The sequence below is a fragment of the Sorangium sp. So ce295 genome (assembly GCF_051527405.1).
GTDB lineage: Bacteria > Myxococcota_A > Polyangia > Polyangiales > Polyangiaceae > Sorangium > Sorangium cellulosum_B.
Genome location: NZ_CP150324.1, coordinates 4212588 through 4239221, shown reverse-complemented (window position 1 = coordinate 4239221; position 26634 = coordinate 4212588). Strand labels below are relative to the sequence as shown.

General features: G+C 72.0%; 23 protein-coding genes. 13 read left to right on the top strand and 10 right to left on the bottom strand.

Features of this window, described 5'->3' with window-relative positions; genetic code table 11:
- Nucleotides 1-250 precede the first annotated feature (250 nt).
- Nucleotides 251-1096 carry an SDR family NAD(P)-dependent oxidoreductase gene (locus WMF11_RS16150; protein ID WP_437909255.1) on the bottom strand — a complete coding sequence of 282 codons (846 nt, stop codon included), beginning with the start codon at nt 1094-1096 and terminating at the stop codon, nt 251-253.
- A gap of 242 nt (nt 1097-1338) precedes the next feature.
- On the opposite strand from WMF11_RS16150, the gene WMF11_RS16145 reads away from it, so the two are divergent.
- Nucleotides 1339-2112 carry a J domain-containing protein gene (locus tag WMF11_RS16145; protein ID WP_437909254.1) on the top strand — a complete coding sequence of 258 codons (774 nt, stop codon included), beginning with the start codon at nt 1339-1341 and terminating at the stop codon, nt 2110-2112.
- An 18-nt stretch (nt 2113-2130) separates the two neighbouring features.
- Here WMF11_RS16145 and WMF11_RS16140 read toward each other — a convergent pair whose 3' ends face one another.
- The 3 genes from WMF11_RS16140 to WMF11_RS16130 form a co-directional block, all read right to left on the bottom strand.
- Nucleotides 2131-2865, bottom strand: coding sequence for an OAM dimerization domain-containing protein (locus WMF11_RS16140; protein ID WP_437552751.1), 735 nt, complete (start codon nt 2863-2865; stop codon nt 2131-2133).
- 317 nt (nt 2866-3182) lie between these two features.
- Complete coding sequence (locus tag WMF11_RS16135) at nt 3183-3674, bottom strand: hypothetical protein (RefSeq protein WP_437978077.1); 492 nt, start codon at nt 3672-3674, stop codon at nt 3183-3185.
- Between the two features lie 28 nt (nt 3675-3702).
- On the bottom strand, nt 3703-5247 hold the full coding sequence (locus WMF11_RS16130) for a lysine 5,6-aminomutase subunit alpha (RefSeq protein ID WP_437978076.1): 1545 nt from the start codon (nt 5245-5247) through the stop codon (nt 3703-3705).
- A gap of 205 nt (nt 5248-5452) precedes the next feature.
- Here WMF11_RS16130 and WMF11_RS16125 point away from each other — a divergent pair, with 205 nt between their 5' ends.
- The 4 genes from WMF11_RS16125 to WMF11_RS16110 all read left to right on the top strand — a co-directional run bounded on the left by WMF11_RS16125 (nt 5453) and on the right by WMF11_RS16110 (nt 10420).
- Nucleotides 5453-6049 (top strand): FxsA family protein, encoded by a 597-nt coding sequence (locus WMF11_RS16125; protein WP_437978075.1) that lies wholly within the window; start codon nt 5453-5455, stop codon nt 6047-6049.
- A 473-nt stretch (nt 6050-6522) separates the two neighbouring features.
- Nucleotides 6523-7065: an NUDIX hydrolase gene (locus WMF11_RS16120; RefSeq protein ID WP_437552747.1), complete on the top strand. Its 543-nt coding sequence runs from the start codon at nt 6523-6525 to the stop codon at nt 7063-7065.
- Between the two features lie 382 nt (nt 7066-7447).
- Entirely contained in the window at nt 7448-8140 is a 693-nt protein-coding gene (locus tag WMF11_RS16115; RefSeq protein WP_437552746.1) for an oxidoreductase, read from the top strand.
- A 93-nt stretch (nt 8141-8233) separates the two neighbouring features.
- The gene (locus WMF11_RS16110) at nt 8234-10420 is read left to right on the top strand and encodes a RecQ family ATP-dependent DNA helicase (protein ID WP_437978074.1); all 2187 of its coding nucleotides are present in this window, start codon (nt 8234-8236) and stop codon (nt 10418-10420) included.
- A gap of 13 nt (nt 10421-10433) precedes the next feature.
- Here WMF11_RS16110 and WMF11_RS16105 read toward each other — a convergent pair whose 3' ends face one another.
- The 4 genes from WMF11_RS16105 to WMF11_RS16090 all read right to left on the bottom strand — a co-directional run bounded on the left by WMF11_RS16105 (nt 10434) and on the right by WMF11_RS16090 (nt 14939).
- Nucleotides 10434-10646, bottom strand: coding sequence for a hypothetical protein (locus tag WMF11_RS16105; RefSeq protein ID WP_437909244.1), 213 nt, complete (start codon nt 10644-10646; stop codon nt 10434-10436).
- A gap of 325 nt (nt 10647-10971) precedes the next feature.
- Nucleotides 10972-12027 (bottom strand): tyrosine/phenylalanine carboxypeptidase domain-containing protein, encoded by a 1056-nt coding sequence (locus WMF11_RS16100; protein ID WP_437552743.1) that lies wholly within the window; start codon nt 12025-12027, stop codon nt 10972-10974.
- Between the two features lie 135 nt (nt 12028-12162).
- Nucleotides 12163-13482: a PhoH family protein gene (locus WMF11_RS16095; protein ID WP_437552742.1), complete on the bottom strand. Its 1320-nt coding sequence runs from the start codon at nt 13480-13482 to the stop codon at nt 12163-12165.
- Nucleotides 13483-13577: 95 nt separating this feature from the next.
- Nucleotides 13578-14939 carry a sigma-54-dependent transcriptional regulator gene (locus WMF11_RS16090; RefSeq protein ID WP_437552741.1) on the bottom strand — a complete coding sequence of 454 codons (1362 nt, stop codon included), beginning with the start codon at nt 14937-14939 and terminating at the stop codon, nt 13578-13580.
- 387 nt (nt 14940-15326) lie between these two features.
- On the opposite strand from WMF11_RS16090, the gene WMF11_RS16085 reads away from it, so the two are divergent.
- The 6 genes from WMF11_RS16085 to WMF11_RS16060 all read left to right on the top strand — a co-directional run bounded on the left by WMF11_RS16085 (nt 15327) and on the right by WMF11_RS16060 (nt 22896).
- Nucleotides 15327-16991 (top strand): aminotransferase class I/II-fold pyridoxal phosphate-dependent enzyme, encoded by a 1665-nt coding sequence (locus tag WMF11_RS16085; protein ID WP_437978073.1) that lies wholly within the window; start codon nt 15327-15329, stop codon nt 16989-16991.
- A gap of 124 nt (nt 16992-17115) precedes the next feature.
- A complete protein-coding gene (locus tag WMF11_RS16080) occupies nt 17116-17823 on the top strand; it encodes a hypothetical protein (RefSeq protein WP_437978072.1) in 708 nt (235 codons plus the stop codon).
- A 320-nt stretch (nt 17824-18143) separates the two neighbouring features.
- Entirely contained in the window at nt 18144-18953 is an 810-nt protein-coding gene (locus WMF11_RS16075) for a hypothetical protein (RefSeq protein WP_437909239.1), read from the top strand.
- A 112-nt stretch (nt 18954-19065) separates the two neighbouring features.
- Nucleotides 19066-20514 carry a serpin family protein gene (locus WMF11_RS16070; RefSeq protein WP_437978071.1) on the top strand — a complete coding sequence of 483 codons (1449 nt, stop codon included), beginning with the start codon at nt 19066-19068 and terminating at the stop codon, nt 20512-20514.
- Nucleotides 20515-20631: 117 nt separating this feature from the next.
- Nucleotides 20632-21801 (top strand): acyl-CoA dehydrogenase family protein, encoded by a 1170-nt coding sequence (locus WMF11_RS16065; protein ID WP_437978070.1) that lies wholly within the window; start codon nt 20632-20634, stop codon nt 21799-21801.
- A gap of 36 nt (nt 21802-21837) precedes the next feature.
- The gene (locus WMF11_RS16060; protein WP_437978069.1) at nt 21838-22896 is read left to right on the top strand and encodes an LNS2 domain-containing protein; all 1059 of its coding nucleotides are present in this window, start codon (nt 21838-21840) and stop codon (nt 22894-22896) included.
- Between the two features lie 85 nt (nt 22897-22981).
- On the opposite strand, the gene WMF11_RS16055 is transcribed toward WMF11_RS16060, so the two are convergent.
- Complete coding sequence (locus WMF11_RS16055) at nt 22982-24178, bottom strand: vWA domain-containing protein (RefSeq protein ID WP_437909235.1); 1197 nt, start codon at nt 24176-24178, stop codon at nt 22982-22984.
- A 332-nt stretch (nt 24179-24510) separates the two neighbouring features.
- Between WMF11_RS16055 and WMF11_RS16050 the strand changes: the two genes are divergently transcribed.
- Nucleotides 24511-25140 (top strand): HAD family hydrolase, encoded by a 630-nt coding sequence (locus tag WMF11_RS16050; protein WP_437978068.1) that lies wholly within the window; start codon nt 24511-24513, stop codon nt 25138-25140.
- Nucleotides 25141-25167: 27 nt separating this feature from the next.
- Here the strand turns inward: WMF11_RS16050 and WMF11_RS16045 are convergent, their stop codons facing one another.
- Nucleotides 25168-25836, bottom strand: coding sequence for a DUF2293 domain-containing protein (locus WMF11_RS16045; protein ID WP_437978067.1), 669 nt, complete (start codon nt 25834-25836; stop codon nt 25168-25170).
- 29 nt (nt 25837-25865) lie between these two features.
- Here WMF11_RS16045 and WMF11_RS16040 point away from each other — a divergent pair, with 29 nt between their 5' ends.
- The gene (locus tag WMF11_RS16040; protein WP_437978066.1) at nt 25866-26588 is read left to right on the top strand and encodes a class I SAM-dependent methyltransferase; all 723 of its coding nucleotides are present in this window, start codon (nt 25866-25868) and stop codon (nt 26586-26588) included.
- Nucleotides 26589-26634 lie beyond the last annotated feature (46 nt).

The window sequence follows — 26634 nt, the reverse complement described above, 5'->3', positions numbered from 1 at the left end:
AGAGGCCGCACCGCGCGACATGGCGCAGGCGTAACAGCAGCGAAAGACGGTCACCGGTGGCACCTCCAGACTCCGCGTGAACGACCTGCTCGAACAGTGCGCCGATGCGCCAAACGTACCCCGGAAGCGGTTCGAACCTAGCATCCAGGGATCAGCGCAGCAACGGTCGGCTCACGCGCAGCCGCATCGTCCGCGCCGGCGCTCCGGCCGCGCCCGCCCTCGGCGAGGCCGCCCTGCGCCGTCGCCACGATCAGAGCTTGATGATCGCGTCCCAGTGATCCGCGATCTCCTGCGCCGTCCAGACGCCGCCCTCGTCCTTGAACTTCCCGGGGCTCTGGACGACCTTGTAAATGTACATCTGTGCACCGGCGACGGCGAGGACGTTGCCGGTCTTGTCGGCGCACAGGTCGGACGCGAGGAACAGCGCCGCAGGCGCCACGTGCGACGGCGTGAGCGTGTCGCCCGCCGATTGGAACATGGGCAGATCCTCCGTCAACCGGGTCTTGGCGATGGGCGCGATCGCGTTGACGGTGATCCGTTGCTTCTGCAGCTCGATCGCGGCGGTGCGGGTGAGGCCGTAGATGCCGGCCTTGGCAGCCGCGTAGTTGGCTTGCCCGAAGTTGCCGAGCATCCCGGAGACGCTCGTGGTGTTGACGATCCGCCCTCCCCCGCCCTGCGCGACCATCTGCTTCGCAGCGGCCTGCGTGCAAAGGAACGTCCCCTTCAGGTGAACGGCGATGACGGCGTCCCACATGCCCTCATCCATCTTGAGGAGCGTCTTGTCGCGGACGATCCCCGCGTTGTTCACCAGGATGTCGACCCGGCCGAACGCATCGACGGCGGTCTTCACGATCTTCGCCGCGCCCTCGGGGGTCGCCACGCTGTCGAAGCTCGGCGCGGCCTGCCCGCCCGCGGCCTTGATCTCCTCCGCGACCTGCGCCGCCATCGCGTCGCTCGAGCCCGACCCGTCGCGCGTCCCGCCGAGGTCGTTGATGACGACCTTCGCGCCCTCCCGGGCGAAGAGCAGCGCTTCCTCGCGGCCGATCCCGCCGCCGGCTCCCGTGATGATCGCGACCTTTCCGTCGAGCAAGCCCATCGCAGATTCCTCCTGATCCGCGCGCCGGCGCGGTGCGCCGTGCCGTTTTCGCGCGGAGCTTCGCACGGCGGGCCTCGGCCCGGGCACACATTCGTGCGCGCAGGCGCGCGCAGCGCAATCGAGCGAGCGCCGAGCGACGGTGCGCGCGAGCGGGCCCGTCCGACGAGGGTGATGGCCGCGCGCCGGAGCGCCCGCGCCGCTTCTTTGGCCGATCGAGCGCGGCAGTGATAACGCCGCCTTCGATGCAACTGCCCAGCCGCCTTTCCACGTCGACCCTGGGAGACCTGCTCGGCGCGCTGCACCGCGAGAAGACCACCGGGCTCCTGGAGCTCTGCGAGCTCCGGACGCCGAGCGGCTCGACGGTGCCAGGCCGCCAGCACCGGATCCAGCTCTTCTCCGGCCTCGTCACGGCCGTCGAGACGCCGCTCCGGGTGCCCCGCCTCGGCGAGATCCTCGCGAAGGAGGGCTCCGCGCCCGAGCCGTCGATCCAGCGGCTCGCCGCGCTCGTCGCCGCGCACCGGGGGCGCCGGACCGGCGAGGTGCTCGTGGCGGCGGGGCTCATCCCGGCGACCGCGGTCGACCGCGCGCTCCGGATCCAGCTCCGCGCGCGCCTCGAGGCGCTGTTCAGCATCGAGGAGGCGACCATCTGCTTCCACACGGCGAGGCCCCTCGCCGGGTCGCTGCGGCAGACCGGCCCGCTCCCGCCGAGCGATTTCCTCCACGGCCGCCCGCGCGCGCGGGATCGGCAGCGGCGCGCCGGCTCGTCGGCGCGCGCCGCGCACAGCGGGCCGACGGGCGCGCCGCCGCGCGCCGCTCGGGCGGACGAGCCGCGCCGCCGGGCGCTCGATGTGCTGGGCCTGCGCGAGGGCGCGAGCGAGGCCGAGATCCGCCGCGCATTCCGCCGCCTGGCCGCGTCCATGCACCCCGACCGCGCCGCCGCGCACGCCGGCGACGGCGCCCAGCGCACCGCGCGGTTCGCCGAGCTCTCGGCCGCCTACCACCTGCTCGTCGCCTGACCGCCTACGCCTGACCGCCTACGCCCGGCCCACGAGGCGCTCGATCAGGAACGACGCCACGGTGATCGGCTTCGTTCCCGGGCCGAAGCCAGCGTCGAAGCCGAGCTCGACGGCCAAGTTGTGATCGATGCGCGGACCGCCGAGCAGCAGGATCACCTTGTCCCGGAAGCCCTGGCGCGTCGCCAGGTCGACGAGCGCCGCCGCGTTCTCCTTGTGGCAGTTCCGCTGCGTGATCACCTGCGAGACAAGGATCGCGTCCGCGCCGAGCGCCTTGGCCTTCTCGCAGAGCTCGGCGTTCTCGACCTGCGCGCCGAGGTTGTGGGCGTCGAAGCACTTGAAGCTCTCGAGCCCCTTCTCGCCGGCGAACCCCTTGTAGTTCAGGATCGCGTCGATGCCGACCGTGTGCGCGTCGCTGCCGGTGCACGCCCCGACGACCACGATCTTCCGGCCGAGCTTCTTGGCCTGCGCCTCGATGTCGTCCCGGGTGAGCGGCTGGGCGGCGAGCTCCTGGACCTCGATGTCCGAGAGGTCGACCCCGTGCTGGGAGTGCCCGTAAACGACGAAATACGTGTGCTCCCGGCTGGCCTGCTCCATCGCCGTGACCAGCGGCTCGCGCAGGCCGTGCGACTCGGCAAAGCGCTTCGCCGCCTCGCGCGCGCGGTCGCCCGGCAGGACGCGGAGCGTGAACGACATCTGGACCATCCCGTCGCCCTCGCGGTCGCCATACGCACGCAGGATGTTTCGCGGTGTCATGCTCACCTCCGTCTACAGGCTACAGGGGGCGGACTGCGCCGATCCCTGGTTGACAGTAGCGCCAGGCAGCCTCGCGCGGCTAGGGCGATCGCGCCGCAGAGAGCGAGCGAAAACGACACGAAAGCTCAGAGAGCATGCCTTTTGAAGACTCCAGTGACGCGGCTTCCCGGAGCGGTTCGAGCCCGACTCTGGCGCTGTGCTGGGACGAGAAGGGAGTGAGACGCCAGGATGTAAGGAGGAGAGATCCAGGGGTTCCTGGCGTCCATGGCGCTTCGGCGGTCCCTTCTCCGATCGTTCCGTTCCCCTCGATCGGCGCGTCAGCGCTGGAAGGAGAGGGGCTCGTTGCAGCGCGGGCATCGACCCGACCAGTACCGCTCGTGGTGGGCCGGCTCGCTGGGGTCCGGGCGTCGGATCCGCCGCGCGCAGCGGGCGCAGTGGACCCGATCGACGAGCTCCTCGATGAAGCCGTGCGCCGGGTGGGCGTCGACCAGCTTGCGCAGCTCGGAGAACACCTCCGACGAGGGAAGGCGACCCGCGCGGCGCAGGAGCTCCTCGGCCGCGCGGCGGACGTCGTCCCTCTGCGGCGGCTCCGCCTTCGCGGGGGGCGCGGGCGCCGGGAGGTGAGCGAGCTGAGCGCGCATCCGCTCGAGCTCCTCCCTGAGCTCGTCGATCGCGCGCTGCTGTCGGTCGAGCGCCTGCCGCTGCTCCGCGACCCGATCCTCGAGGATCTCGAGCCGCACCGCATCGGTCGCGTCGCTCCGGTAAGGCGAACCGCGGCGCCGTGTCTCCTCGGGCGTCCTTCCGCTCATGCGCCCATGCTCGCAGATTCCGGTCGGCTTATGGCCGCTCCAGCACGTCGAGGATCGGATTGAGGTACTCCGGGTGCCGCACCACGACGCCCGAGTACCCCTTCCCCCCGGTGCGCGTGCGCTTGACGTCGCCGAACGCGCCACGCCCGATGGCGTCCCAGACGGTCTCCTGCTCGACCTCCCGCAGCAGCTCGTGCGCCTTGTCGAGGACCTCGCGGGCGCGCCGCTCGACGATGCCGCCCGGCTTCCACTGGATCTCGTCGCCGAGGTGCCGCGCCGCCGTGAAGATGTAGCGGGCGCTCTTCAGCGAGAGATACCGGTCCATGAGGAGCGGTGTGTGGACCGCCTCGCTGAACATCCCGAGCAGCTCGATCGACTGGCCGGTCGTGATCCCGACCAGGTTGAACATCGCGTCGTGGACGTGGCTGTGGAAGATGTCGCCTGTCTTGAACTTGGTGGGCGGCATCCACTTGATCGGGTGCCGGTCGAAGATCTGCCGGACGAGCTGGGCCTGGGCGAGCTCGAAGAGGAGGCTGTCCTCGAGCCAGGGGTCGATCTCGAAGGCGTGGCCGAGCCCCATCTGCTCCTCGCGGAGGCCCGCGCGCCGCGCGAACGCCTCGTTGATGAACTGCGACGCGAGCACCGTATGGGCCTTCTCGACCGCGTCGGCGGTCGTGAGGTAGTTGTCCTCTCCCGTGTTGATGACGATGCCGCTCCTCGCGATGATCCTGCGGGAGAAATACTGATCGATGAACGTCCGCTGCATGTTGATGTCGCGGAACAGGATCCCGTACATCGCGTCGTTGAGCAGCATGTCGAGCCGCTCCACCGCCGCCATCCAGGCGATCTCGCTCATGCAAAGGCCGGACGAGTAGTTCGTCTGCGCGAGGTAGGTGCCGGTGTCGCGGGTCGCCTCGTCGGCGGCGCGGCGGATGATCCTGAAGTTCTCCTGGGTCGCGTACGTGCCGCCGTATCCCTCGGTGGTCGGCCCCTCCGGGACGTAGTCGAGGAGCGACTGGGCGGTCGCGCGGATCACGGCGACGATGTCGGCGCCGGCGAACCCGGCGGCCTTGGCCTGCACGGCGTCGTCGTAGATGTTGCCCGTCGCGACGATGACGTACTTGAGCGGCGCGGCGCCGACCCGGTGCGCCGCCTTGGTGGCCTCGCGCTCGTCGCGGGCCCTGTCGATCCGGGCGATCGCCTCCCGCGTCGCGGCCTCGAGCGCGCCGCGCGCCTCGGCCGCGGAGGGCCCCGGGCCGAGGTCGGCCGCCTCGCTGAAGGCCAGCATCTCCGCGGCCTCCTGCACCGAGCCGGCGCCCTCGCAGAGCGCCCGGCCGAGGTGGTACGCGACGCCGCGGCCGGCTTGCCCCGCCCTGTGGATGCGATCGACCAGCGCGTTCACGAGCGGCGTCCCCTCGGCGTCGGCGCCGACCACGCCGTAGGCGCGGGCGACGGTGCGCTCGACGCCGACCGTCGTGTGGCGGTCGATGAAGCGCTGCACCTCGTCGGCGATGTCGGCGGCAAACGCGCGGCACGCCTCCACCTTTTCCTGCTCCACGGGGACAGTCGTCATGGATTTCTCCGGGGCAAGCGCTCTTAGCGCACTCTCACCGCGGCCGGTACTCCGGCGCAGGATCCATGGCGGAGCATGGAACAGCCGGCCTCGCGGGACTCAGCGGCGGCCGATGACGGCGCGGCGCGGCGCGTGATGACGGCGCACGGCGGCGGGCGGCCTCACGCGTGCGCGGCGCGGCCGGGGGCGCTAGACGACGGGGGTCATGGGCAAGCTCATCCTGCTCTTCACGGCGCTCCCGATCCTGGAGCTCTGGCTCCTGCTGTCGATCGGCGACGTCATCGGCTTCTGGCCTACCGTGGCGATCGCGCTCGGGACGGCGGTCCTCGGCGCAGCGCTCGCGAAGCGCGAGGGGCTCAAGGTGCTCGCCTCGTGGCGCGGCGCGATGGCCGCGGGGCGCGTCCCGGACGAGGGGCTCGCGGGAGGGCTCCTTGTGCTCCTCGGGGCGGCCCTGCTCGTCACGCCGGGGGTGCTGACCGACGTGGCAGGGCTCCTGCTCCTGCTCCCGCCGGTGCGCCGCCGCGTCGCGGCGGTGGTGCGGGAGCGGTTCGAGCGACGGGTGGCCGAAGCGAGCGCCGCCGGCATCGGCGTGGGCGGCCCCGGCAACGGCGCGTTCTTCAGCATGAAGGTCATCGACCTGGGCGGCGGGCCGTTCGGCGAGCGCGCCGAGGGGCGCGCTGGCGCGTCCCGCGGGCAACCGGAGTCATGGCAGGTCATCGACGTCGATGCGGAGGTGACCGAGGGCGCCGAGGAGGATGAAGCCGGCGGGCCAGCGCGGACGTCGCGACGACTGCCCGGCTGACACCCCGATGTCATCGATGCCCCGGCGAACGCATGCGCGCTCGCCGCCCGGAGCACCAGCGACTCTCACGCACGACACCCGAACACCGGCGTCAGGAGCTCGGCGAGACACGCGAGCAACGACGCAGGACAATGATTCACGTCCGAGCTGCACGACTGAAACGACAAAGAAACAGAGCGCATTGTAGGCTCATCAACGTCGTCGGCGCAGCCCGACATCTCAGGAGAAACGACATGAAGATCTGAACCCGCGCAACATCACGCAACAACGCACAACGACACCAACGCAGCAACCTCTATGAAAGATCCAACTCGAACCTCGATCCCGTCGACCCGGCCGCGCCGCCCCGGCAGCAGCGCGAAGGACGACCCTGGCACGACGTCCAGCCCTGAGCAGCGCCGACGCGCTCGCCTGAACGCCCGGCAGGCGCTGCTCCAGCAGCCCCGCCGCACGCCCTCGCGGAGGGTGCCGCGATGAGGCTCATCAAGTCGATGGCCGGCTGGCTCCTCGGGTACGTCGATCCACGGGAGCCGCTCGGCAGCTCGCTCATCAACGCTCTTTCCCGGCTCCCCATCCACCTCGCCGCGGACGCCGTATGCCTCCGGAGGAACGCGGACTCCGGCGCCCTCGAGGTGCTCCTGACCCAGCGCGGAGCGTCGGCGGCAGGCCCTGGAGAGTGGTGCTGCCCCGGCAGCGTCCTCTCGCCGGGCGAGCAGCCCGAGCACGTCCTCCACCGGGTCGGGATGACGATCTCCGACTTCACGTTCGTCGGCGACTACTTCTCGGCCGCCACGCGCGGCTGGATGCTCTCCCGGGTCCATCAGGCGAAGCTCGCCGAGGTCCCGGCGACGGGCACCTGGTGGCCAGTCGAGCAGCTGCCGAACAACCTGGTACCCAAGCACCGGGAGCTGGTCATCCCGATGGCGGTCAAGGCCTTCCACGCCCAGCGCGCGAAGCGCTCGCAGGCCCAGCGCGCGAAGCCGTCGCAGAAGGTCGCCAGCGCGCCGCTCACGTGAGGACCCGCGCGGGGCCCGGCCACGCGCGCGGGCCCCGCTCAAGGCACATCTCGGACGCTCGCTCCGAGAGGCGCCCGCGGGATCACAGGAGATGTGCGATCATCCGCCCTTCAGCGTACAGCCATCTCCAGCGCCAGCTGCTCGACGGAGCGCCGCGGTCGTCCGTCTATGCTGCTCCGGGCGAGCGCGGCGCGTGACTGGACACCGACAGAGCATGTAGCGCCCAGACACACCAGGAAAGGAAGCGTGGGGGAGCCGCGCCGTCGGTCCGCTCGCGCCGTGCGCGGCCGGCCGCTATGGTTCGCGCGCCGCTTGCGTTACGCTGCGTGGTACGGCTGTGGATCCCCGCGGCGGCGCTCTCCGCGGGTGATTCCGCACGGACATGGAAGACATGACGGTCGACAAGACAGCTCTCATCGTGGGAGGAACGGGCCTCGTCGGCGGCCACTGCCTGCGCCTCCTCGTGCAACAGCCAGCGTACACGAAGGTCGTCGCCCTGCTCCGCCGCCCGGCCCCGATCGAGGATGCGCGGCTCTCGCAGCGCATCGTCGACTTCGACCGGCTCGAAGGCGCGGACTTCGCCGGCGTGAGCGACGTGTTCTGTGCGCTCGGGACGACGATCGCCAAGGCCGGCTCCGAAGAGGCCTTCTACGAGATCGATTATCGCTACCCCATCACCGTCGCCAGGCTCGCCGAGAAGGCCGGGGTGAAGCAGTTCGTCCTTGTCTCCTCCGTGGGCGCCGACCCGCGCTCGACCAGCTTCTACCTGCGCGTGAAGGGCGAGCTGGAGCAGGAGCTCTCGGCGGCGAGCTTCGCGGCGGTCCACGTGCTCAGGCCGAGCCTGCTCCTCGGCGAGCGGGGCGAGGTCAGGAAGGGCGAGGCCATCGGCGTCGCGGCGGCGCAGACGCTCCGGTTCACGATGAAGGGCGGCCTGCGCAGGTACCGGCCCATCGACGCGAGGACGGTCGCCGGCGCGATGGTCGCCGCCGCGCTCGGCGGGCGCAGCGGTCGCCACGTCTATCACTTCGACGACATGGAAGCGCTCGCCAAGGGCATCGGCGTCGTCCAGGCCTGATCACCGCCATGGCGCCGCCACCCACCGGGCGACGCAAGCGCGCGAAAATGCTAGGGCTCTCGGCAGGCACGGCGCTCGCTCGATGACGCCGCCATGGTCTTCGCTGAACGCCCCTCGCCGATCGTGACCGAGCGCCTCTCCCCCTCCCCGCTGCGCCCGCCGGAGAGCCCGCCGCCGTCGCTCGACGCCGTGCTCGCGGAGCGGTTCGGCATCGCCGCCTTCCGGCCGTGGCAGCGCGAGGCGATCGAGGCCCTGCTCGGGGGCGCGGGCCGCGTCCTCGTGGTCGCCCCGACCGGCGGCGGCAAGTCGCTCTGCTACCAGCTCCCGGCCGTCGCCCTGCCCGGCACGGCGCTCGTCCTGAGCCCGCTCATCTCCCTGATGGAAGATCAGGTCCGCGCCCTCGAGGCGCGCGGCATCCCGGCGACGTTCATCGCGTCCAGCCTCGCGCGCGAGGAGAACGGCCGCCGCCTCGCCGCCCTCCGCCGCGGCGAGTACAAGCTCGTCTACGCCGCGCCCGAGCGCCTCGCCCTCGACGGGTTCCTCGAGGCGCTCGCCGCGAGCCGCCTCTCGCTCGTCGCCGTCGACGAGGCGCATTGCATCGTCCAGTGGGGGCACGACTTCCGGCCCGACTACCTGCGCATCGGGGCCGCGCTCGCGCGGCTCCGGCCGCCCCGGGTCCTCGCCTGCACCGCGACGGCGACCCCCGACGCGCGCGACGAGATCATCCGCCGGCTCGGCTGGCCGCTGCCCGCGCCCGACGGCGCGGGCGACGGCGGCGGCGGTGCGGTGAGCGGGCGCGGCCCCGAGGAGCCGCCGCCCAAGGTGATCCTGCGCGGCTTCGCCCGGCCCAACCTCCACCTGCAGGTCTCCGCGGTCGACGGCCCGCGCGAGGCGGGGCGCCGCACGGCGCGCGCGCTGCTGGAGGCCCTCGGCGATCCCGGGCGGCCCCGCGGGGCGGGCATCGTCTACGCGGCCACCCGCAAGGGAGCCGAGCGCCTCGCCGAGGCGCTCCGCGACGCCGGCTGGAACGCGGAAGCGTACCACGCCGGGCTCGCCCCCGAGTCCCGCGCGCGCATCTCGGCGGGCTTCGCCGATCGCAGCCTCTCCGTGGTCGTGGCCACGAACGCCTTCGGCATGGGGATCGACCGCCCCGACGTACGCCTCGTCGTGCACGCCCAGCCGCCGTCGTCGATCGAGGCGTACTACCAGGAGGTCGGCCGCGCCGGGCGGGACGGCGCCCCGGCCCGTGGCCTCCTCCTGTTCGCGCCCGCGGACATCGCGCTGCGCCGCCGGCTCTGCCAGCTCGGTGAGGGGGGCGTCGAGGCGAGCGCCGACGACGCCGCGCGCGCCTGGGGGCTGTTCCGCGAGCTGCTCCGCTACGTCGACGCCGCGACGTGCCGGCACGACTTCATCCTCCGCTACTTCGGCGACGAGGCCGAGTCGCTCGGCGGCTGCGGCCACTGCGACGTCTGCCTGGAGGTCGACGCCCTCGAGGCGAGCGACCCGGCCGCGCTCGCCCGCGACAACGACCTCGTGCGCCGCGCGCTCGCCGGCGTCGCGCGGGTGAAGGGCGGCGCCGGGATGCAGGCGGTCGCGTCGATGCTGATCGGCGAGTCGAACGAGCGCGTCCGCCGCATGGGGCTCGACAGGCTCTCGACGTTCGGCGTCCTCGAGAAGAAGAGCCACGACGAGGCGATGTCGATCCTTCGTGCGTTGCTCGCCAACGCCTGGATCGATCTCACGACCGGCGAGTTCCCCGTCCCCCTCATCACGCCGGCGGGCTGGCGCGTGATGCGCGGAGAGGTGCCCGCGCGGGTGCGGCTCCCGGTCCCCGCGGCGCGGCGCCGGGCCCATCGCCCGCGCCGCGCGGCAGCGGGCCCGTCGCCCGCCGCGCGCTCGCCGGCGGCCGCGCCCTCCCCGCGGGCGCGCGCACAGCCGGCCCCGCAGGCATTCGCGTCCGCAGCGACCCACGACGACGCGGCGCGCCCTGCGCCGGGCGCCCCTCTCCCCCCCTCGCGCGCGCAAGCGGAGCCCGGCGTCGAGCTCGAGGAGCGCGACGTGCCGCTGTTCGAGGCGCTCCGGGCCCACAGGGCCGCGCTCGCGAAGGAGAAGTCGCTGCCCGCCTACGTCATCGCGCACGACCGGACGCTCCGGGAAATCGCGCGGATCCGGCCCGCGTCGCTCGACGACCTCGCGCTCGCGCGCGGCATGGGGCAGGCGAAGATCTCGAGCTACGGGGAGGGCATCCTCCGCGTCGTCCGTGAGTTCTCGGGCCCCTGATGGGCCCCGGACCTCAGGCGAGACCGGCGACGCGGAGCTCCGCGATGAGCTGGCCCTCCAGGCTGACGAACGTCGTCAGGCGCCCCTCGACGTTGATGAACACGTCGAGCATCAGGCCCGCGCCGAGATCCAGGACATGGAGGTCCCCCTTGAGGACCACCGTCGGGGCCTCCCCTCCCCTCGGCGGCCGCCTGGGTTCCCTCTCCATGGCCTTCTTCGAGTTCATGCCCGCCTCCGCCCGGCCCATCCGCTCGCAGGACCGCCGCCGCACGCCGCGCGGTCGACCCGGACGCGACCGCACGCGCGAGGCAGCCCGCCCGCCGGCCACCACGTCAAGCGCGTTCCATGCCGTGCTCGCACGGCTGGAGTGATCCTTCCCTTCACGCAGCCCCCTTTCTCGCCCGCTCCTCACCCGACCGGCGCTGCCTTCATTTCATGGGATCGGCTTCACAGGAAGGCATGAAGTTCAGCGAGGATCGGACTTTCTTCCCGGCTTCCCATCCTCCCGATCGAGCCGGGCAACCCCGGTCGAGCTGGGCAGCCACGATCCATCACCTCTCCCTGGCCCAGGACGAGAGCGACGCTGCTGCGCCCACCGAGACCCGGCCCGACGCGAGCACCGGCCCCAGCGCTGGCTGCTCCACGAGCAGCGCCTCGACCCGCAGCAGCGCCGGCAGGTAGACGACCTCCCGCGCGAGGCCGCCGCCCCGGTGGACACGCGCCGCGATGCGCAGGGCGTCCCCCGTGGAGCGCGCGCCGCGCGCCTCGAGCAGCCGCGCGGTCTCGACGAAGCCCGCGCCGCGCTCGACGCTCCGCGCGGCGAGGTGGCGCAGCCCGAGCTCGATCCGGCGGGCGCCGACCAGGTACCCCGCGGCGCGCTCGCGCGCGAGCGCCCAGCCCTCCTGATCGTCGCCCCCGTTCGCGGTCCCGATCGCGAAGATCCCGAGCGGGAGCGCCGCGGCGCGCACGCTGGGCGCCGCGTGCCCCTCGATCTCGTGGAGCACCGTGCGCTCGACGTCGTCGCGCGTGAGCATGCGCCCCCGCGCGACCTGGATCACCCCGTCGCCCGTCGCGGCGAGCGGCGCGATGTCGGCGATCACGACGCGGAGGGGCAGGCGCCGCGCCCCGATCTCGCGGCGCATCCGCGACACGAGCGACCGGGGCGAGCGCGCGTCATCGCTCCGCACCCGCTCCTCGTCGCCCGACGCGGCGCCCGCCTCCTGCTCGACCCAGGCCGCGGCGAGCGCGTCCGCCTGCTCGTCGAACGCGTCGCGCGCGGCGTAGCGGCGGCGCGCGGCGGCCCAGCACCCGGCCCCGCCCGCGGCCTCGCAGATGGCGGCCTCCGCGGCGAGCTCGCTCGCGCGGCCGGCGTAGACCGCGCCGAGCTCCCCTTGCCCCGCGAGCCGCTCGGCCGCCGCCTCCATCGCCTTCCGGAGATCGCCGTGGTCCTGCGCGGGCGCGTAGGCGAACCGCGGGAGCTCCCCGCCGCTCCGAGCCCAGGAGGCGGCGAGCCGCGCGAGCTCCTCGACGAGGTTCACCGGCGTGCTCGACCCGACGACGCGGATCCGCCGCGCCGCGGCGCCGAGAAGCCGATCCGCGTCCGGCACCCACGCCGGAGGCGCCGGCCGCTCAGCCGACCTAGCTCGATGACGCCGCGCCACCGCCCGCCGCTCCTTCCAAGTACGCCCCCGCCCCGTGTGCCCCTGCCCCGTGAGGGCGCCGCGCGCCCGGTGCCGCCCGCCTCAGAGCAGGTTCGCCGCGAGCTCCGCGAGCTCGCTGCGCTCGCCCTTGGCGAGCACCACGTGACCCGCGATGCGCTCGCGCTTGAACCGCTCCGCCACCACGAGCAGGCCGTTCGACGCGTGGTCCACGTACGGGTTGTCGATCTGCTGAGGGTCGCCGGTCAGCACGATCTTGGTCCCCTCGCCGCACCGCGTGATGATCGTCTTCACCTCGTGCGGGGTGAGGTTCTGGGCCTCGTCCACGATGAGGTACTGGTGCGGCAGGCTGCGCCCCCGGATGTAGGTCAGCGGCTCGACCTGGATCTGCCCGCTCTCCAGGAGCTCCACGAAGCCGCGCGCGTCGCGCCCCGGCCTCGCGCCGCCGTTCGAGAACAGGAACTCGAGGTTGTCGAAGATCGGCTGCATCCACGGGTTCAGCTTCTCGTCCACGTCGCCCGGAAGGAAGCCCAGATCGCGCCCGAGCGGCATGATCGGCCGGCTCACGAGCAGCCGGCTGTAGGCGTTGTCCTCGGTCGTCCGCTTGAGCGCCGCCGCGAGCGCGAGGAGCGTCTTGCCCGTCCCGGCCTTGCCGATCAGCGTGATCAGCCGGACCGAATCGTCGAGCAGGAGGTCCAGCGCGAACGCCTGCTCCTTGTTGCGCGGCCGGACCCCCATCACCCCCTCCCGCCCGACGCGGAGCGCGACGATCTGCCCGCGCGCCGCGTCGAACCGGCCGAGCGCCGTGTGGCTCGGCGCCCCCGCGTCGCGGAGCAGCACCGCAGAATTCGGCAACAAATCCGAGAGGTTGGCGCCGGCGAGAAAGCCGTTCTGGAAGAACGCGTCGACCTCGGCGCCGGGCACCTCGAGCTCCACGACCGACTGCTCGATGGCCGGGTCGTGCACCCGCTGGTTCTCGTACGTCTCCGCCGGGATCCCGAGCGCGTCGGCGCGGATCCGGAGGTTCGTGTCCATCGTCACGAAGATGGTCGGCCGATCCTTGTGCCGATCGCGGATGTCGATCGCCGTCTGCAGGATGGCGTTGTCCTGCGATCCGGACTCCAGCCCCACGAGCAGCTCCGGCCGCCGCTCCGGGATCGCGATCCTCAGCGTTCCACCGCTCTCGAGCAGCACCCCGGTCGCGAGCGTCCCGGCGCCGCGGACCTCGTCGAGCAGCCGGGCGATCGTCCTCGCGTTGCGCCCGCGCTCGGAGCCCTCCCGCTTGAACTGATCGATCTCCTCGATCGCGTAGATCGGGATGATGACGTCGTTGTCCTCGAACCTGAAGATCGCGTGTGGATCGTGGAGGAGGACGTTCGCGTCGAGAACGTAATTCTTCTTCATGGGGGAGCGGGACGACGTAGCCGCCTGAAGCGACGGGCGCAAGAGAGCTGTTCTGCCGCCCGCGCTCGGTTGTGGTCCCAGCCGGCCCGTCGTCGTCAGAGATCGATCCGGTAGTCCTTGATCTTGTAGAGCAGCGCCCGGTGGCTGATCTCCAGCACCTCGGCCGCCTTGGTCCGGTTGCCCTTCGTCTTCTGGAGCGCGCGCCGGATGAGGATCTCCTCGATGACGCGGGACGTCTTCTTGATCGACAGCTCGCCGCTCGTCAGCTGCATCTGGATCGGATCGCGCGCCTCGCGGATCCGCTCGGGCAGGTCGGCCTCGCCGATGCGCTCGCCCTCGCAGAGCACCATGGCGCGCTCGACGGTGTTCTCCAGCTCCCGCACGTTGCCCGGCCAGCGGTACTCCAGGAGCAGCCGCCTCGCCTCGGGCTCGAAGCCGCGGATGTTGATGCCGAACCGCGCGTTGTTCCTCGCGAGGAAGTGATCCATGAGGATCGGGATGTCCTCCCGCCGCTCGCGGAGCGGAGGGATCGCGATCGGGAGCACGTTGATCCGGTAGAAGAGGTCCTCGCGGAACCGGCCGGCCTGCGTCTCGGCCATCAGGTCGCGGTGGGTCGCCGCGAGGATGCGGACGTCGACCTTGATGTCCTTGCTGTCCCCCAGCCGGCGGAGCGTCTCCTCCTGGAGCACCCGGAGCAGCTTCACTTGCAGCGGGAGCGGCAGCTCGCCGATCTCGTCGAGCAGCAGCGTGCCGTGGTTCGCCTGCTCGAACAGCCCCGCCCTGTCGTTCACCGCGTCGGTGAACGCGCCCCGCTTGTACCCGAAGAGCTCGCTCTCCAGCAGGTTCTCCGGGATGGCGCCGCAGTTGACCGCGACGAACGGACCGCCGCGGCGGCCCGACCGCCGGTGGATCGCCCGGGCCACGAGCTCCTTGCCGACGCCGCTCTCGCCCGTGATGAGCGCCGTGGTCTTGTAGTCGGCGACCTTCGCGATCGTCTTGAAGATCACCTGCATCGGCGGGCTCTTCGCGAGGATCTCCTCGAAGAGGTTCTCCCGCCGGATCTCCTGGCGCAGGACGCGGTTCTCGCGGCGGAGCGCCTCCCGCTCCTCGGCCTTGCGGAGCGTGAGCAGCACCTCCTCGGCCTTGAACGGCTTCTGGAGGTAATCGTACGCGCCCGCCTTCATCGCCTCGATCGCCAGGTCGACGTTGCCGTAGGCGCTCATCACGATGACCGTGGCCTCGTTGCCCTTGGCCTTCAGCGTCGCCAGCAGATCGAGCCCGCCCATCCTGGGCATCCGGACGTCGGTCAGGATGACGTCGGGCCCGAACGTCTCGACCATCGCGAGCGCCTCCTCGCCGCTCGAGACCGCCTCGACCTCGTAGCCATCCCGCTTGAGGAAGGTGCGCACCACGAGGCGCAGGTTTTCTTCGTCGTCAACGACTAGGACACGGCGCATACACCCTGAAAACTTTTCCTACACCGGCGCGCACCACTCCGCAACGAGTTGCGTCTTTTCCCCTGCCGCAGCCTGTCCTCCGCGGTGTTTGGGAGTCGGGCGCGGCGCGCGCGGGCCCCCGGCGGGCGAGCTCTGCGAACGTCGCCGCGCACCGCGCGAACGCCCCTGCGCGACGCGGAATGCGCGTGCGCGGCGACGGCGCTTCGCGGCGCTCGCGGCGGGCCGGGGCGACGCGGTGGTGGCAGTTGACGCGGCCAGCTCAGGCTGCTTTAGCGGCGACACGCGCAGGGAACCAGCAGGGGCTCGAGAGGCCTCGATCCTGCACGCCGGAGCGGCTTTCGCGGACAGGACCGCGCCCCTTAATTCGATCGCGTGAGGAGCCAGGGCATGAGGATGAAGGATCGTCTGGTCGACCAAGCAAAGAAGCTCACCTCGTCGGGCGTGGTCGTCCGTGTCGTCAGCAACGATCGCGTGATGCGGCTCGCCACGGGGGTCATGGACGCGAAGAACCGCCTGCGCGCCGCCCGGGAGCGGGCCGCCGAGGCCTGGGACATCCTGCTCAACGGGCACGCGCTCCCGAACATCGATCCCGCGCTCGACGACGAGGCCGGCGTCCACGTGGCGACGCCGTCCCGCGCCGCGGCCCGCCAGCCCGCCGCGGGCGGCGCGGGCGGCGCGGGGCTGTCGGTCGTGGAGGAGACGGCGAGCAGCGACGCGCCGCGCGAGCGTACCGCCGCCCGCACGCACGTGAACGGCGTGGGCTCGAACGGCGCCGGCACCTACGTGGCCGCGGCGGCCGAGCAGCAGCTCGCGACCCAGATGGCGGCGCGGACGTCGCTGTCGCGGATCGGCGGGCGCGACGTGTTCGAGAAGGCGTACAAGTTCATGACCGCGGACAACGCCCGCGCCATGGGCGTCTACCCCTTCTTCCGCCCGCTCGACTTCAACAACGGCCCCGAGGCGCAGCTCGAGGGCCGGACCGTGATCATGCTCGGCTCGAACAACTACCTCGGGCTGACGACCCACCCGAAGGTGCGGGAAGCCGCGCGGAACGCCATCGACAAATACGGCACCAGCATGACCGGCTCGCGGCTCGTGAACGGGTCGATGCGCCTCCACAACGAGCTCGAGCAGAAGCTCGCCGCCTTCCACGGCAAGGAGGCGGGGCTCGTGTTCACGACGGGCTATCAGGTGAACATCGCGACCATCTCGGCGCTGCTCAGCAACAAGCGGAGCGTCGCGATGATCGACAAGGACGATCACGCATCCATCTACGACGGCGTGCGGCTCGCGCAGGCGGCCGGCGCCCGGATGGTGCGCTACAAGCACAGCGATCCCGCCGCGCTCGACAGCGCGCTCTCCGAGATCGCCGACACCGAGGGCGCCCTCGTGATCACCGACGGCGTCTTCAGCGCCCAGGGCGAGATCGCGAGTCTGCCCGGGATCGTCGAGGTGGTGAAGAAGCACAAGGCGCGGCTCCTCGTCGACGACGCGCACGCGCTCGGCGTCATCGGCCCCGGGGGCCGCGGCACCGCCGCGCACTTCGGCCTCGAGAAGGAGGTCGACCTCATCGGCGGCACCTTCTCGAAGTCGCTCGCCTCGATCGGCGGCTGGCTCGTCGGTGAGCGAAAGGTGCTCGATTACATTCAGCATTTTGCCTACAGCTTCCTCTTCGCGGCGAGCGCCGCGCCGCCCTGCGTGGCCGCCGCCATGGCCTCGCTCGAGGTCATGCAGGAGGAGCCCTGGCGCCAGGAGAAGCTCCGCGAGAACTTCACGTACATGCGCACGGAGCTGCAGCGGCTCGGCTTCGAGCTCGGCAAGACCGAGACGGCCGTCATCCCCATCTACATCCGCGACGATCTCAAGACCGTGATGATGTGGAAGTCGCTCCTCGACGACTACTCGCTCTACGTGAATCCGTTCATCACGCCCGGCGTCCCGCCCAAGCAGCAGGTCCTCCGCACGAGCTACATGGCGACCCACGAGCGCAAGCACCTCGATCACGCGCTCGAGGCGTTCGAGAAGGTCGGCAAGAAGTTCGGCGTCATCTGAGCCGGTGAGCCGGTGAGCCGGGAGGAGCGCCCCCCGGGCCCGCTCCCCGCGCTCGACGTGTTCGACGCGCGCCCGCCAGGTTCGGCATTTTCGCCGCGCGGCGGGCGTGGTCAGCTGAGCGGTCATGGATCTTCGACCGTTCGTGCAAGGTGTCGCCGGGGCGCTGGGACCTGCGCTCCGCTCTTTCTTCCTGACCGCCGCGGCCATGTCGTTCCTGGCCCTCGTCCTCGCGGGCTCGTCGTATGCCATCGCGGCCGACGGCTCGGCGCTGCGCGGGGGGCTGGCGGCCGTCGCGGCGCTCGCGCTCTCCGCCGTGATCGGCTTCACGCTGTCGTGGAAGCGGGCGCTCGGCACGGGCATCCTGCAGATCGTGCGGGCGAAGCGCCTCGGCGGGACGCTCGTGACCGCCGTGTTCGAGCGGCTGCTCGGCGTCTCCGAGCAGGCCGAGGCGGGCGCCCGCGGCGGGCGGATGGCGCAGGCGGTGGAGCGCGTCCCGCTCAACGAGGCGGTGAAGCGCCTGCGCCTCGCCGTGATCCACAGGGTGCAGGCCTCGCCGACAGGGGGCGGCGTGCGGGGGTTCCTGCGGCGCAGGATCGAGGCGCAGCTGCTCGGGACCATCGAGACGCTGACGCTGGCGCGCTTCCGCAACGAGGCCAACCAGGGAGGCGGCATCGACCTGCTGAAGGTGCGAGACGAGCTCGCTCAGGGCGTCGACGGCCTCGTCACGGACCAGATCGAGGGGACGCTGCTGAAGATGACGCTGCTCCTCGTCGGGGCCGCCACGCTGGCGTCGCTCGGGGCGGCCGCGGGCATCCAGCACATCCCCCTCTGATCTCCCGCTCAAGCGAGGCGCAGCCCCTCTCCCCTGCGCGCCCCCGGCGAACGGCACGTCGCCCAGTCGAGCGCCGCCAACGGCTCAAGCCGCTCCCCTGCCCGATCGACGCCTCCTGTGGCCAGCGATGTGCGCCGCCGGGGGGAAACACGCCGCCGCGCGCCGCTCGGGGGCTCCCCGTGCACATCGGCTTTGCCTAATTGCTCTCCATTACGTTAGTGTCAACCGACTGCCGTTACGTTTCATGTTGCTCTCACGTTTCATGTTGCTCTCACGTTTCATGTTGCTTTCACCTCATGCTGCGCAGAGGAGGCAATTCGATGATGGAGAACGATATGCGGAGATGTTGCTCGGCGCTCGCTTGCGTCGTGGGCTTGCTCGCGTCGCCGGCCGCCTGGGCTCAGGATCCCGCGCCGCCCCCGGCTGATCCGGGCGCAGCGGCCGCGGCGGGGGCGACGGCCGCGCCGGCGCCCGCGGCGGAGCCCGCCGCGCCGGCGCCGATCCCGAGCTGGTTCCGCTTCGACGCAGACAGCCTCGGTCTCCAGCTCTGGGCCGGCGCCACGCACCAGGTCGGCCCCATCAGCCTCTCGAGCGACATCTACCTCACCACGCTGGGAACCGCGGAGTTCGACATCGGGCCCGCCTTCACGATGGGCCCTGTCACCCTCAACCCGATGGTGGGCTTCTCGTTCAACTTCATGACGATGGAACCGGCGGCGCTGGTCGCCCCGCAGCTGTTCACCTACGTCGACGCAAAGCCCGTTTACTTCGAGTCGTGGATCCTGGGGTCGTTCTCCAGCATGTTCAACGAGAGCGTCCAGAACTACGTCTACACGCGGGACTTCCTGCTCTACTACCCCATCGACGACTTCGGCATCGGCCCGCACCTCGAGGCCACGATCGACCTCAACGAGGTCGTGACCTCCGTGGACGATCCCTTGACCGCCGGTGTGGACGAGGGGAGCGTCGACGAGAGCGGCCTCGCCAGCCTGCAGGTCGGCGGCGTGATCGGGCTGAACTACGGCACGGGAAACAAGCTGCTCCTTTACCTGGGCTACGAGACGCAGGAGGAGAGCCAGGCCGGCGGGAACAAGCTCGCTGGCCGGTTCACGTTCGTCCACAACTTCTGACGTCGCGCGGCGCGCGGCGACGCCCGCCGGCGCGGTAGGGGCGCACGCCCTCGCCGCCTTCCTCCTTCCGGTCGAGCTTCCCGCCGGCCTGGCGCGCTGGTACCGCAGCGCCATGGCCAGACCGATCTCGTTCTTCACGACCGCGCTGTGCACGTTGCTGGGGCTCGGGTGTCAGGCCCGGGACGGCGCCCCGCCGGCCGCGCCGGCCCCGAGCGCGTCCTGGTGCGGGCCCGCCGACTGCGGCCCCCTCTCGGTGCCCGTCTGCGACGATGGCTCCAGCGGCGCCCCGCAGTGCGTGCGCGCCCAGAACGGGGCGTGCCAGTGGGTGCGCGTCTGTCAGGGCCCGGAGCCGGCCGCCGGGACGGCGACCCCTGGGCCGAGCGAGCCCGCCACGCCGGACGCTCAGCAGGCCGACCCGCCGCCGGCCCCGGCGCTCGCGGACACGAACGCCGCGTTCGCGCAGCGCCTCTACGGCAAGCTCGCCGCCACGAAAGACAAGCTCTTCTTCTCGCCGGCGAGCATCTCGACCGCGCTGGCCATGACCTACGCCGGCGCCCGCGGCGAGACCGCGGCTCAGATGGCGAAGACGCTCGAGTTCACCCTCCCGCCCGAGGCGCTCCACCCCGCGTTCGCCGGGCTCCTCAAGGAGCTGGCGCTGGCGACCGGGCCCAAGGGGCCCGAGCTCCGGATCGCCAACCGGCTGTGGGGCCAGGCCGGGCTGCCGATCGAGCCCGCGTTCCAGAGCACCACCCAGCAGCACTACGGGGCCGGGATCGAGCTCGTCGATTTCAAGGGCGGGAGCGAGCCGGCGCGGGGGCGCATCAATCAATGGGTCGAACAACAGACGAACGGGAAGATCAAGGACCTGATGCCCGCCGGCAGCATCACCGGTCTCACACGGCTCGTGCTCACGAACGCCGTCTACTTCAAGGGGAAGTGGGCGACGCCGTTCGACAAGCAGGCCACCAAGAACGAGCCGTTCACGGTCAAGCCCGGGACGGCGCCGGCCGTGCCGATGATGCGCAAAACGCTCCAGGCGGGCTTTGGAAAGACCGCTGACGCGTCGGTGCTGGAGCTCGCGTACGAGGCGCAGAGCCCCGAGCGCCGGCTGGCCATGGTCGTCGTCCTGCCCGCGCAGGTGGACGGGCTGGCGAAGGTGGAGCAGCGCCTTGCGGCGGGAGAGCTCAAGGCGTACGTGGAGGCGCTCCATCCGGCGCGGGTCGACGTGGCGCTCCCGCGCTTCAAGATGACCGCCGAGCTCGAGCTGTCGGCGACCCTGAGCGCGCTGGGCATGCCGCTCGCGTTCGACGACAAGAAGGCCGACTTCACCGGGATCACGAGGGCGGAGCCGCTCTTCATCTCCCAGGTCCGCCACAAGGCGTTCGTGGAGGTCAACGAGGAAGGGACCGAAGCCGCCGCGGCCACGGGGGTCGTCGTGGCGACACGGTCGGCCCCGGCGCAGCCCCAGGTGTTCCGCGCGGATCACCCGTTCGTGTTCCTGATCCGCGACGTGGCGACAGGCGCCGTGCTGTTCATGGGCCGCGTGACCGACCCGCGATGACGTTCCTCCCCGCGGAGGGGGGCTGAAAGTCCGCGCGGGGCGCCAGAACCGCCGTACGATGAGCCGTTTTGCCGGGCCTTCACAGGCTCCACCACCCCCCATCTCGAGGAGCGAGCGATGAAGAACGAAGACGCCGCGAAGGTGCTGCATGCCGTCCGTGACCTGGCCCCCGCGATCGCCTCACGGAGCGCGGAGATCGAGGAGGCGCGGCGCCTCCCGGCGGATCTCCTCGGCCAGCTCAAGGCGGCGGGTTGCTTCCGGATGTTCGTGCCGAGGAGCCACGGCGGCCACGAGGTCGATCTGCGCACGGGGATGGACGTCCTCGAGGCGCTCGCCCGGGCGGACGGGGCCACCGGCTGGACCGTGATGATCGGCTCGGAGAGCCCGAACCTCTTCGCGCTCCTGGCGCGCGAGCGCTTCGACGCCATCTACGCCGGCGGGCCGGACGTGATCATCGGCGGCGGCTTCAACGCGCAGGGGGAAGCCCACGCGACGGACGGCGGCTACCGGGTCACCGGGCGCTGGAGCTTCGCGAGCGGCTGCGAGCACGCCAGCTGGCTGTTCGGGAACTGCGTGATCATGGACGGCGGCCGCCCGCGGATGGGCCCGGCGGGCGAGGTTCCAGAGATGCGGGGCATGCTGTTCCCGGCGAGCGAGGCGCGCATCCTCGACACCTGGTCCGTGCTCGGCCTGCGCGGCACAGGGAGCCACGATATCGCGCTGGAAGGGGCCTTCTGCCCCGAGGCGAACACCTTCGATATTTTCGGGGGCCAGCCGTCGGTGGCCGGACCGGGCTTCGTCGCGCCGGTCCTGCACTTCGTGCTCCACATGGGGGCCGTGGCCGTGGGGATCGCCCAGGGGGCGCTCGACGACGTCGTGACGCTCGCGAGCTCGGGCAAGAAGCGGCTGTATGCGCGCGCCCAGCTGGCGGACTCACCGCTGTTCCAGGTGAACCTCGGCCGCGCCGAGACGAGCGTCCGCGCGGCGCGCGCCCTGCTGCGCGACATGGGGGACGAGCTCTGGGACGGGTGCGTGAACAACCCAGGCGCCGCCGTCGCGATGGCGCCGCGGATCTCGGGCGCACTGGCCTGGGTGACGGAGGTGACCGCCCGGGCCGTGGACGCCTGCTATCAGGCGGGCGGAGGCGGAGTCGCCCGGAACGCCTCGCCCGTCCAACGGCGGTTCCGGGACATCCACACCTTCTCGCAGCACGCCGCCGCCGCGGAGGGCTGGTTCGGCCAGGTCGGCGCCGCGCTCCTGGGGCAGCCGACCGGCTTCTGGACCTGAACCTTAGCGACCACGACCAACGCGGTATACGTGGACATGGTGCGCCCCGCCCCGCTCGCCCCGCTGGTCCTCGCCGCCGTCTCGTTCGTCGCCTGCGCCGGTGCCCCGCGCCACGCTGACGCTCCCGCGCCGCCGCGGCCCCGGGCGGGCGCCTGCCCGGCCCGTCCGGCTTGCGACGCGCCGCCGCCGGCGGCCCTGCCGCGCGGGTTCAGGCACACGCGCTCGCGCCTCGTCGCGGCCGGGTGGCCGCGCCACCGCGGGCGCGACCTCTTCGCCCGCGCCGACGGGCCCCAGTGGGCCATCGCGAAGCTCGCTTACGGGCCGCAGGACGACGATCTCGAGGACGAGGACGTCGAGGCCTACCTGCTCCGCGGCTGCAGCGGCGCCTGGGAGCGGCTCGGCACCTTCCGGACGAGCGACGACGACCACCCGCACCCGACCACGGAGGGGATCCCGGACACCGGCGGGCGCGTCTACATCGACCTCGCCGCGGGCCGGCGCCTCGAGGTCGGCCGGCACCGCGTCCACCTCGCCGTGGCCGGCGACGCCACGAGCGCGGATCTGTTCATCGAGGTCCTCCCGTCCGGCGCGCAGGTGGCCGTGACCGACGTCGACGGGACGCTCACGTCGAGCGAGACGGCGGTCGTCAGCGAGCTCGTCGGCGGCGGCCCGCCGGCCGCCCACCCCGGCGCGGCGGAGGCGATGCGCGCCCTCGCCGAGAGCGGGATCTACCTTTTCTATGTGACAGCGCGCCCCGAGTGGCTCGTGGGCAGCACGAGGGTCTGGCTGCGAGAGCAGGGCTTCCCGCCGGGCATCCTCCACACCACCATCGGCGTCACCGGCGCGTTCGGCGGCGCGGCGGCCGAGTTCAAGACGATCGAGCTCGGATGGCTCAAGGCGCGCACGGGCATCGTGCCCTCCTTCGGCTTCGGCAACATGCCGAGCGACGTGGCGACGTACACGGCCGCCGGGATCCCCGCCTCGCGGTGCTTTTATTACAAGCTCGGCGGCGATCTCCGCGGCGGCGTGCCCCACGAAGACTACCGGGGCCTCGCCCCGGCGCTCTTCAGCCCTCAGGCCGCCTGCGCGCCCTGAGGGAAGCGCTGGCGACGCGGGCCTGCGCGCCCCGCGCCCCGTCAGCGGCGGGCGCGCCCGGATCAGGGAGCGCCCCCGCCGCCGATCACTGCGGGATGTCGATCACGTCCTCGCAGGTGAAGTCGACGCCCAGGGACGCCTGGGGATCGGACTGTATCGCGCCGCACACGCTCTCGCAGAGCTCGATCTGCGTCGGGTTCGACGGATTGTCGTAGCGCCAGGCGTCGGCGCTCGCGCACTCCTGATCGTACGCGACGGCCTTCGGCTGGCCCCCTCCGCTCGTGTACGTCACGCGCACCCGCTGCTTGTCGAACGTCCGCCCGTCGGGAGCGGCCGGGATCGCGACCGTGCACGACACCGCGGCGCCGCGGATCTCGTCGATCGCCGCCCTGAACGCGGTCGCGGTCGCGTCGGGGTTGCCGGTCTCGATGATGAACGCCTTCCCCGTGCCGCCCGCCACCGCGATGTCGCGCAGGTTGTCGACGTTCCCCGGCTCGTCCTCCGGAGGGTTCGCCACCCCGATCACGTAGGTCGGGACGTTGTCCTGGCGCGCCCCCTCGACGCGCTCGACGACGGCCTCGATGCTGTCCGCGTCTCTGCTGCAGCGCTGCGGGTAGCCGTCGGTCACGAGCACGAGCGCGTACTTCCCGGGGTTCTCCTGGCGCTGCGCCTTGATGAAGGTGACCGTCCCGTCGACCACGAACGCCGTCGGCGTGCTCATGCCCCAGTCGTCGTCGTTCGCGGGCGTGACATCGTCGATCGCCTCGCCGAACGCCTCGGAGGGCAGCGGCGTCATCTCGACGTCCGGCGTGCGGTAGGTGCTGGCGTCGCACATCCGCCGCTCGCCGGGGAAGAACGTGAGCGAGGCGGTGAGCCCAGCGGACGCCGGATCCTTGAAGAACTGCTTGGTCGCGGCGACGACCGGATCCCACTTGAGCTCCTTGCTGTGCGAGGGCCTGTCGTTCATCCCCATGCTGCCTGACACGTCGAACGCGACAGCCAGGTACACGGGCTGGAGCCCGGCCTGGGCCGATTGCGTGGCGCACGCCTCGCCGGCCCCGGTCGAAGGGCCTGCGCCGCTGCTGGGGCCGCCTGTGCCGGCGCCGCTGCCCGAGGTCGCCCCCGCTGAACCGAAGCCGCCGTCGTCGCCTCCGGTCCCATTGCCCGAGCTGTTCCCGGCGCCCGAGCCGCTCTGATCGAGATTCTGGTCGTCACCACCGCCGCACGCCGCGCTGGCCACGGCGACCGTGAACAAGGCAATGCCCATCGCAGGCAATCTCATGGCCTGACTCCTTTTTAAGTAAGTACCGGCGCCGCGCGCCGGTAGATAAAGCAGACCAGCACACGAGACCTCAGGAGCCGGCGCATCGCCGGACCACGCTCCTGAGAACTCGCCACCCATGCCCAGTATAAGCCATCGCGCAGCGCATGGCGAGATGCGCTTTCTCAAAGTTCGTATCGGTTTCGTGACATCGGGTTGGTTCGCGCCGGTTCGCGTTGGCTCGCGTTGGCTCGCGCGCCCTCAGCGCAACTCACCCGTGTGGTCGCACGCCTGTGCGCCTGTGTGACCTGTGTGCGCACACAGGCGCGCGCCGGTGCTACGGTTCGCGACTGATGGTCCGCGCAGTGTGTTTCGATCTGATGGACACCGTCCTCTACGACCCGTACCGGGAGGCGCTCGCCGCGGCGATCCGGTCCGCCGCGCCCGCCGCGCCCGCCGCGCCCGCGCCCGCGCCCGCCGAGATTGCAAAGCACCGCGACCCCACGTGCTGGCCTGCGTTCGAGATCGGTGAAATCGATGAGGCCGAGTTCGCTCGCCGGTTCTTTCGTGAAGGCGCCGCGGGGTTCTCGTTCGACCTCGACGCGTTCAACCGGGTGCGCCGCGCGGGATACCGCTTCTTGCCCGGCGTGCGGGAGATCGTCGCGTCGCTCGATGGCCGCGCGCTCCGGTTCGTGGCGAGCAATTACCCCGTGTGGGTCGAGGAGGTGCGCGAGGCGTTCGCGCTCGACGTCCTGTTCGAGGGGGTCTATTCGAGCCATCACCTGGGCGTGCGCAAGCCGGCGCGCGAGTTCTTCGATCGGCTCATGACGCGCACCGGGGTCGGCGCGGGCGAGTGCCTGTTCGTCGACGATCGCGCGGAGAACTGCGAGGCGGCGGCAGCGATCGGGATGCGCGCGCACGTGTTCGACGGGGCCGCGGGGCTGCGCGCGCGGCTGGTCGGCGAGGGGCTGCTCGGCGGGTAACGCGCTCGCTCTGCTCCGCCCCGCGCGTCAGAGCGCCGCGCAGAGCGGGCACGACGCGCCCGCGTGCGGCGCGTCGCCGCGATGGAGATCGAGGATGGCGCGGGAGATCTGCGCGAGCTCGCGCCGCACCTCGCGGCGCATCCCCTTCACGCGCGGGATGGACATCGAGTCGTAGGCCGTGGTCTGGTGCCGCATCCAGGCGATAACGGCCGACTCGGCGCGCTGCGCGACCGGGATCCGCTCCGTGCGGGCGACGGTGCCGCTGCCGACCGGCGTGGCGTGCAGCGTCACCTTGGTCGCGACCGCCCGCGCGAGCGCCGCGTAGCGCGGCGAGAACCGGAGGAACGCGGCCACCGCGGCCTCGAACTCGCGCACGTACTCCTCCTGGTCGCGCTCCCTCCGCCGGGCGTCCGCCTCCCGCTTCTTCGCGTACGCGGGCGTGCTGCGCTCCGCCTCGAGCGCCGCGCGGGCGGCCTCGATGGTGGCGGCCGGCGCCCAGAGACCCCGGGAGAACGTCTTCCTCCCGCGCTTCTCGACGACCATCCAGGACGGGCCCGCGAGCTTCACCCGGCGGGTGAGCCCGGCGTCGCCCGGGGGCAGGCACGCCCAGCCTTCGGGCGGCGAGAGCAGCGCGCCGTCGGGCGCGCGGAAGCGGCGAGGATCCGGGGTCGGGGCCAGGGTCAGGCACTCGTGCATGGCAAACCGCCGGCGTGCTAGGCCAGGTCATGCCGCGCGTCCAGAAGACGCCGGCCGGCGCCGTCGCCCCGCGCCGGAGCGGCCCGCCGGAGGATGGTACGCTCCGCGCCAGCGAGGGGCGCTCGCCGGTGTTCGCCCCGGCGCGGCCAACAGCACAGGAGGACAGCGTGTCGGACGACGATCGCACGAGGTGGGACGCCCGCTACCGCGAGGGCGGCGGCGATCCGGGGGAGCCGTCCGCCGTGCTCACGGCGCTCGATCCGCTCCTGCCCCGGCGCGGGCGCGCGCTCGACCTGGCGGGCGGCGCAGGTCGTCACGCCCTGTGGCTCGCGCGGCGCGGGCTCGACGTGACGCTGGCCGACATCTCGGAGGTCGGGCTCGGTATCGCGCGGACCACCGCGGCGAGAGAAGGGCTCGCGCTGCGCACGGTGACGCTCGACGTGGAGCGCGATCCGCTCCCTGCCGGACCGTGGGACCTCCTCCTGATCTTCTACTTCCTCGAGCGCAGGCTCGCGGCCTGCGCGGCGGAGCTCGCTCCGGGCGGCCACCTCGTCGTCGTGCACCCGACGCGGTCGAACCTGCTGCGGCACGCGCACCCGAGCGCGCGCTGGCTGCTCGATGACGGCGAGCTGCCGGGGCTCCTCGGCGAGGCGCTCGAGGTGGTCCGTTACGAGGAAGGGTGGCTCGAGAAAGGGCATCACGAGGCTCGCCTCGTCGCGCGACGCCGGGGCGTCGCGGCGCCTCCTCGGTGACGGCGGCCCGCCGCCGACGTCGCGCGACGACCACGACGCACGAGCT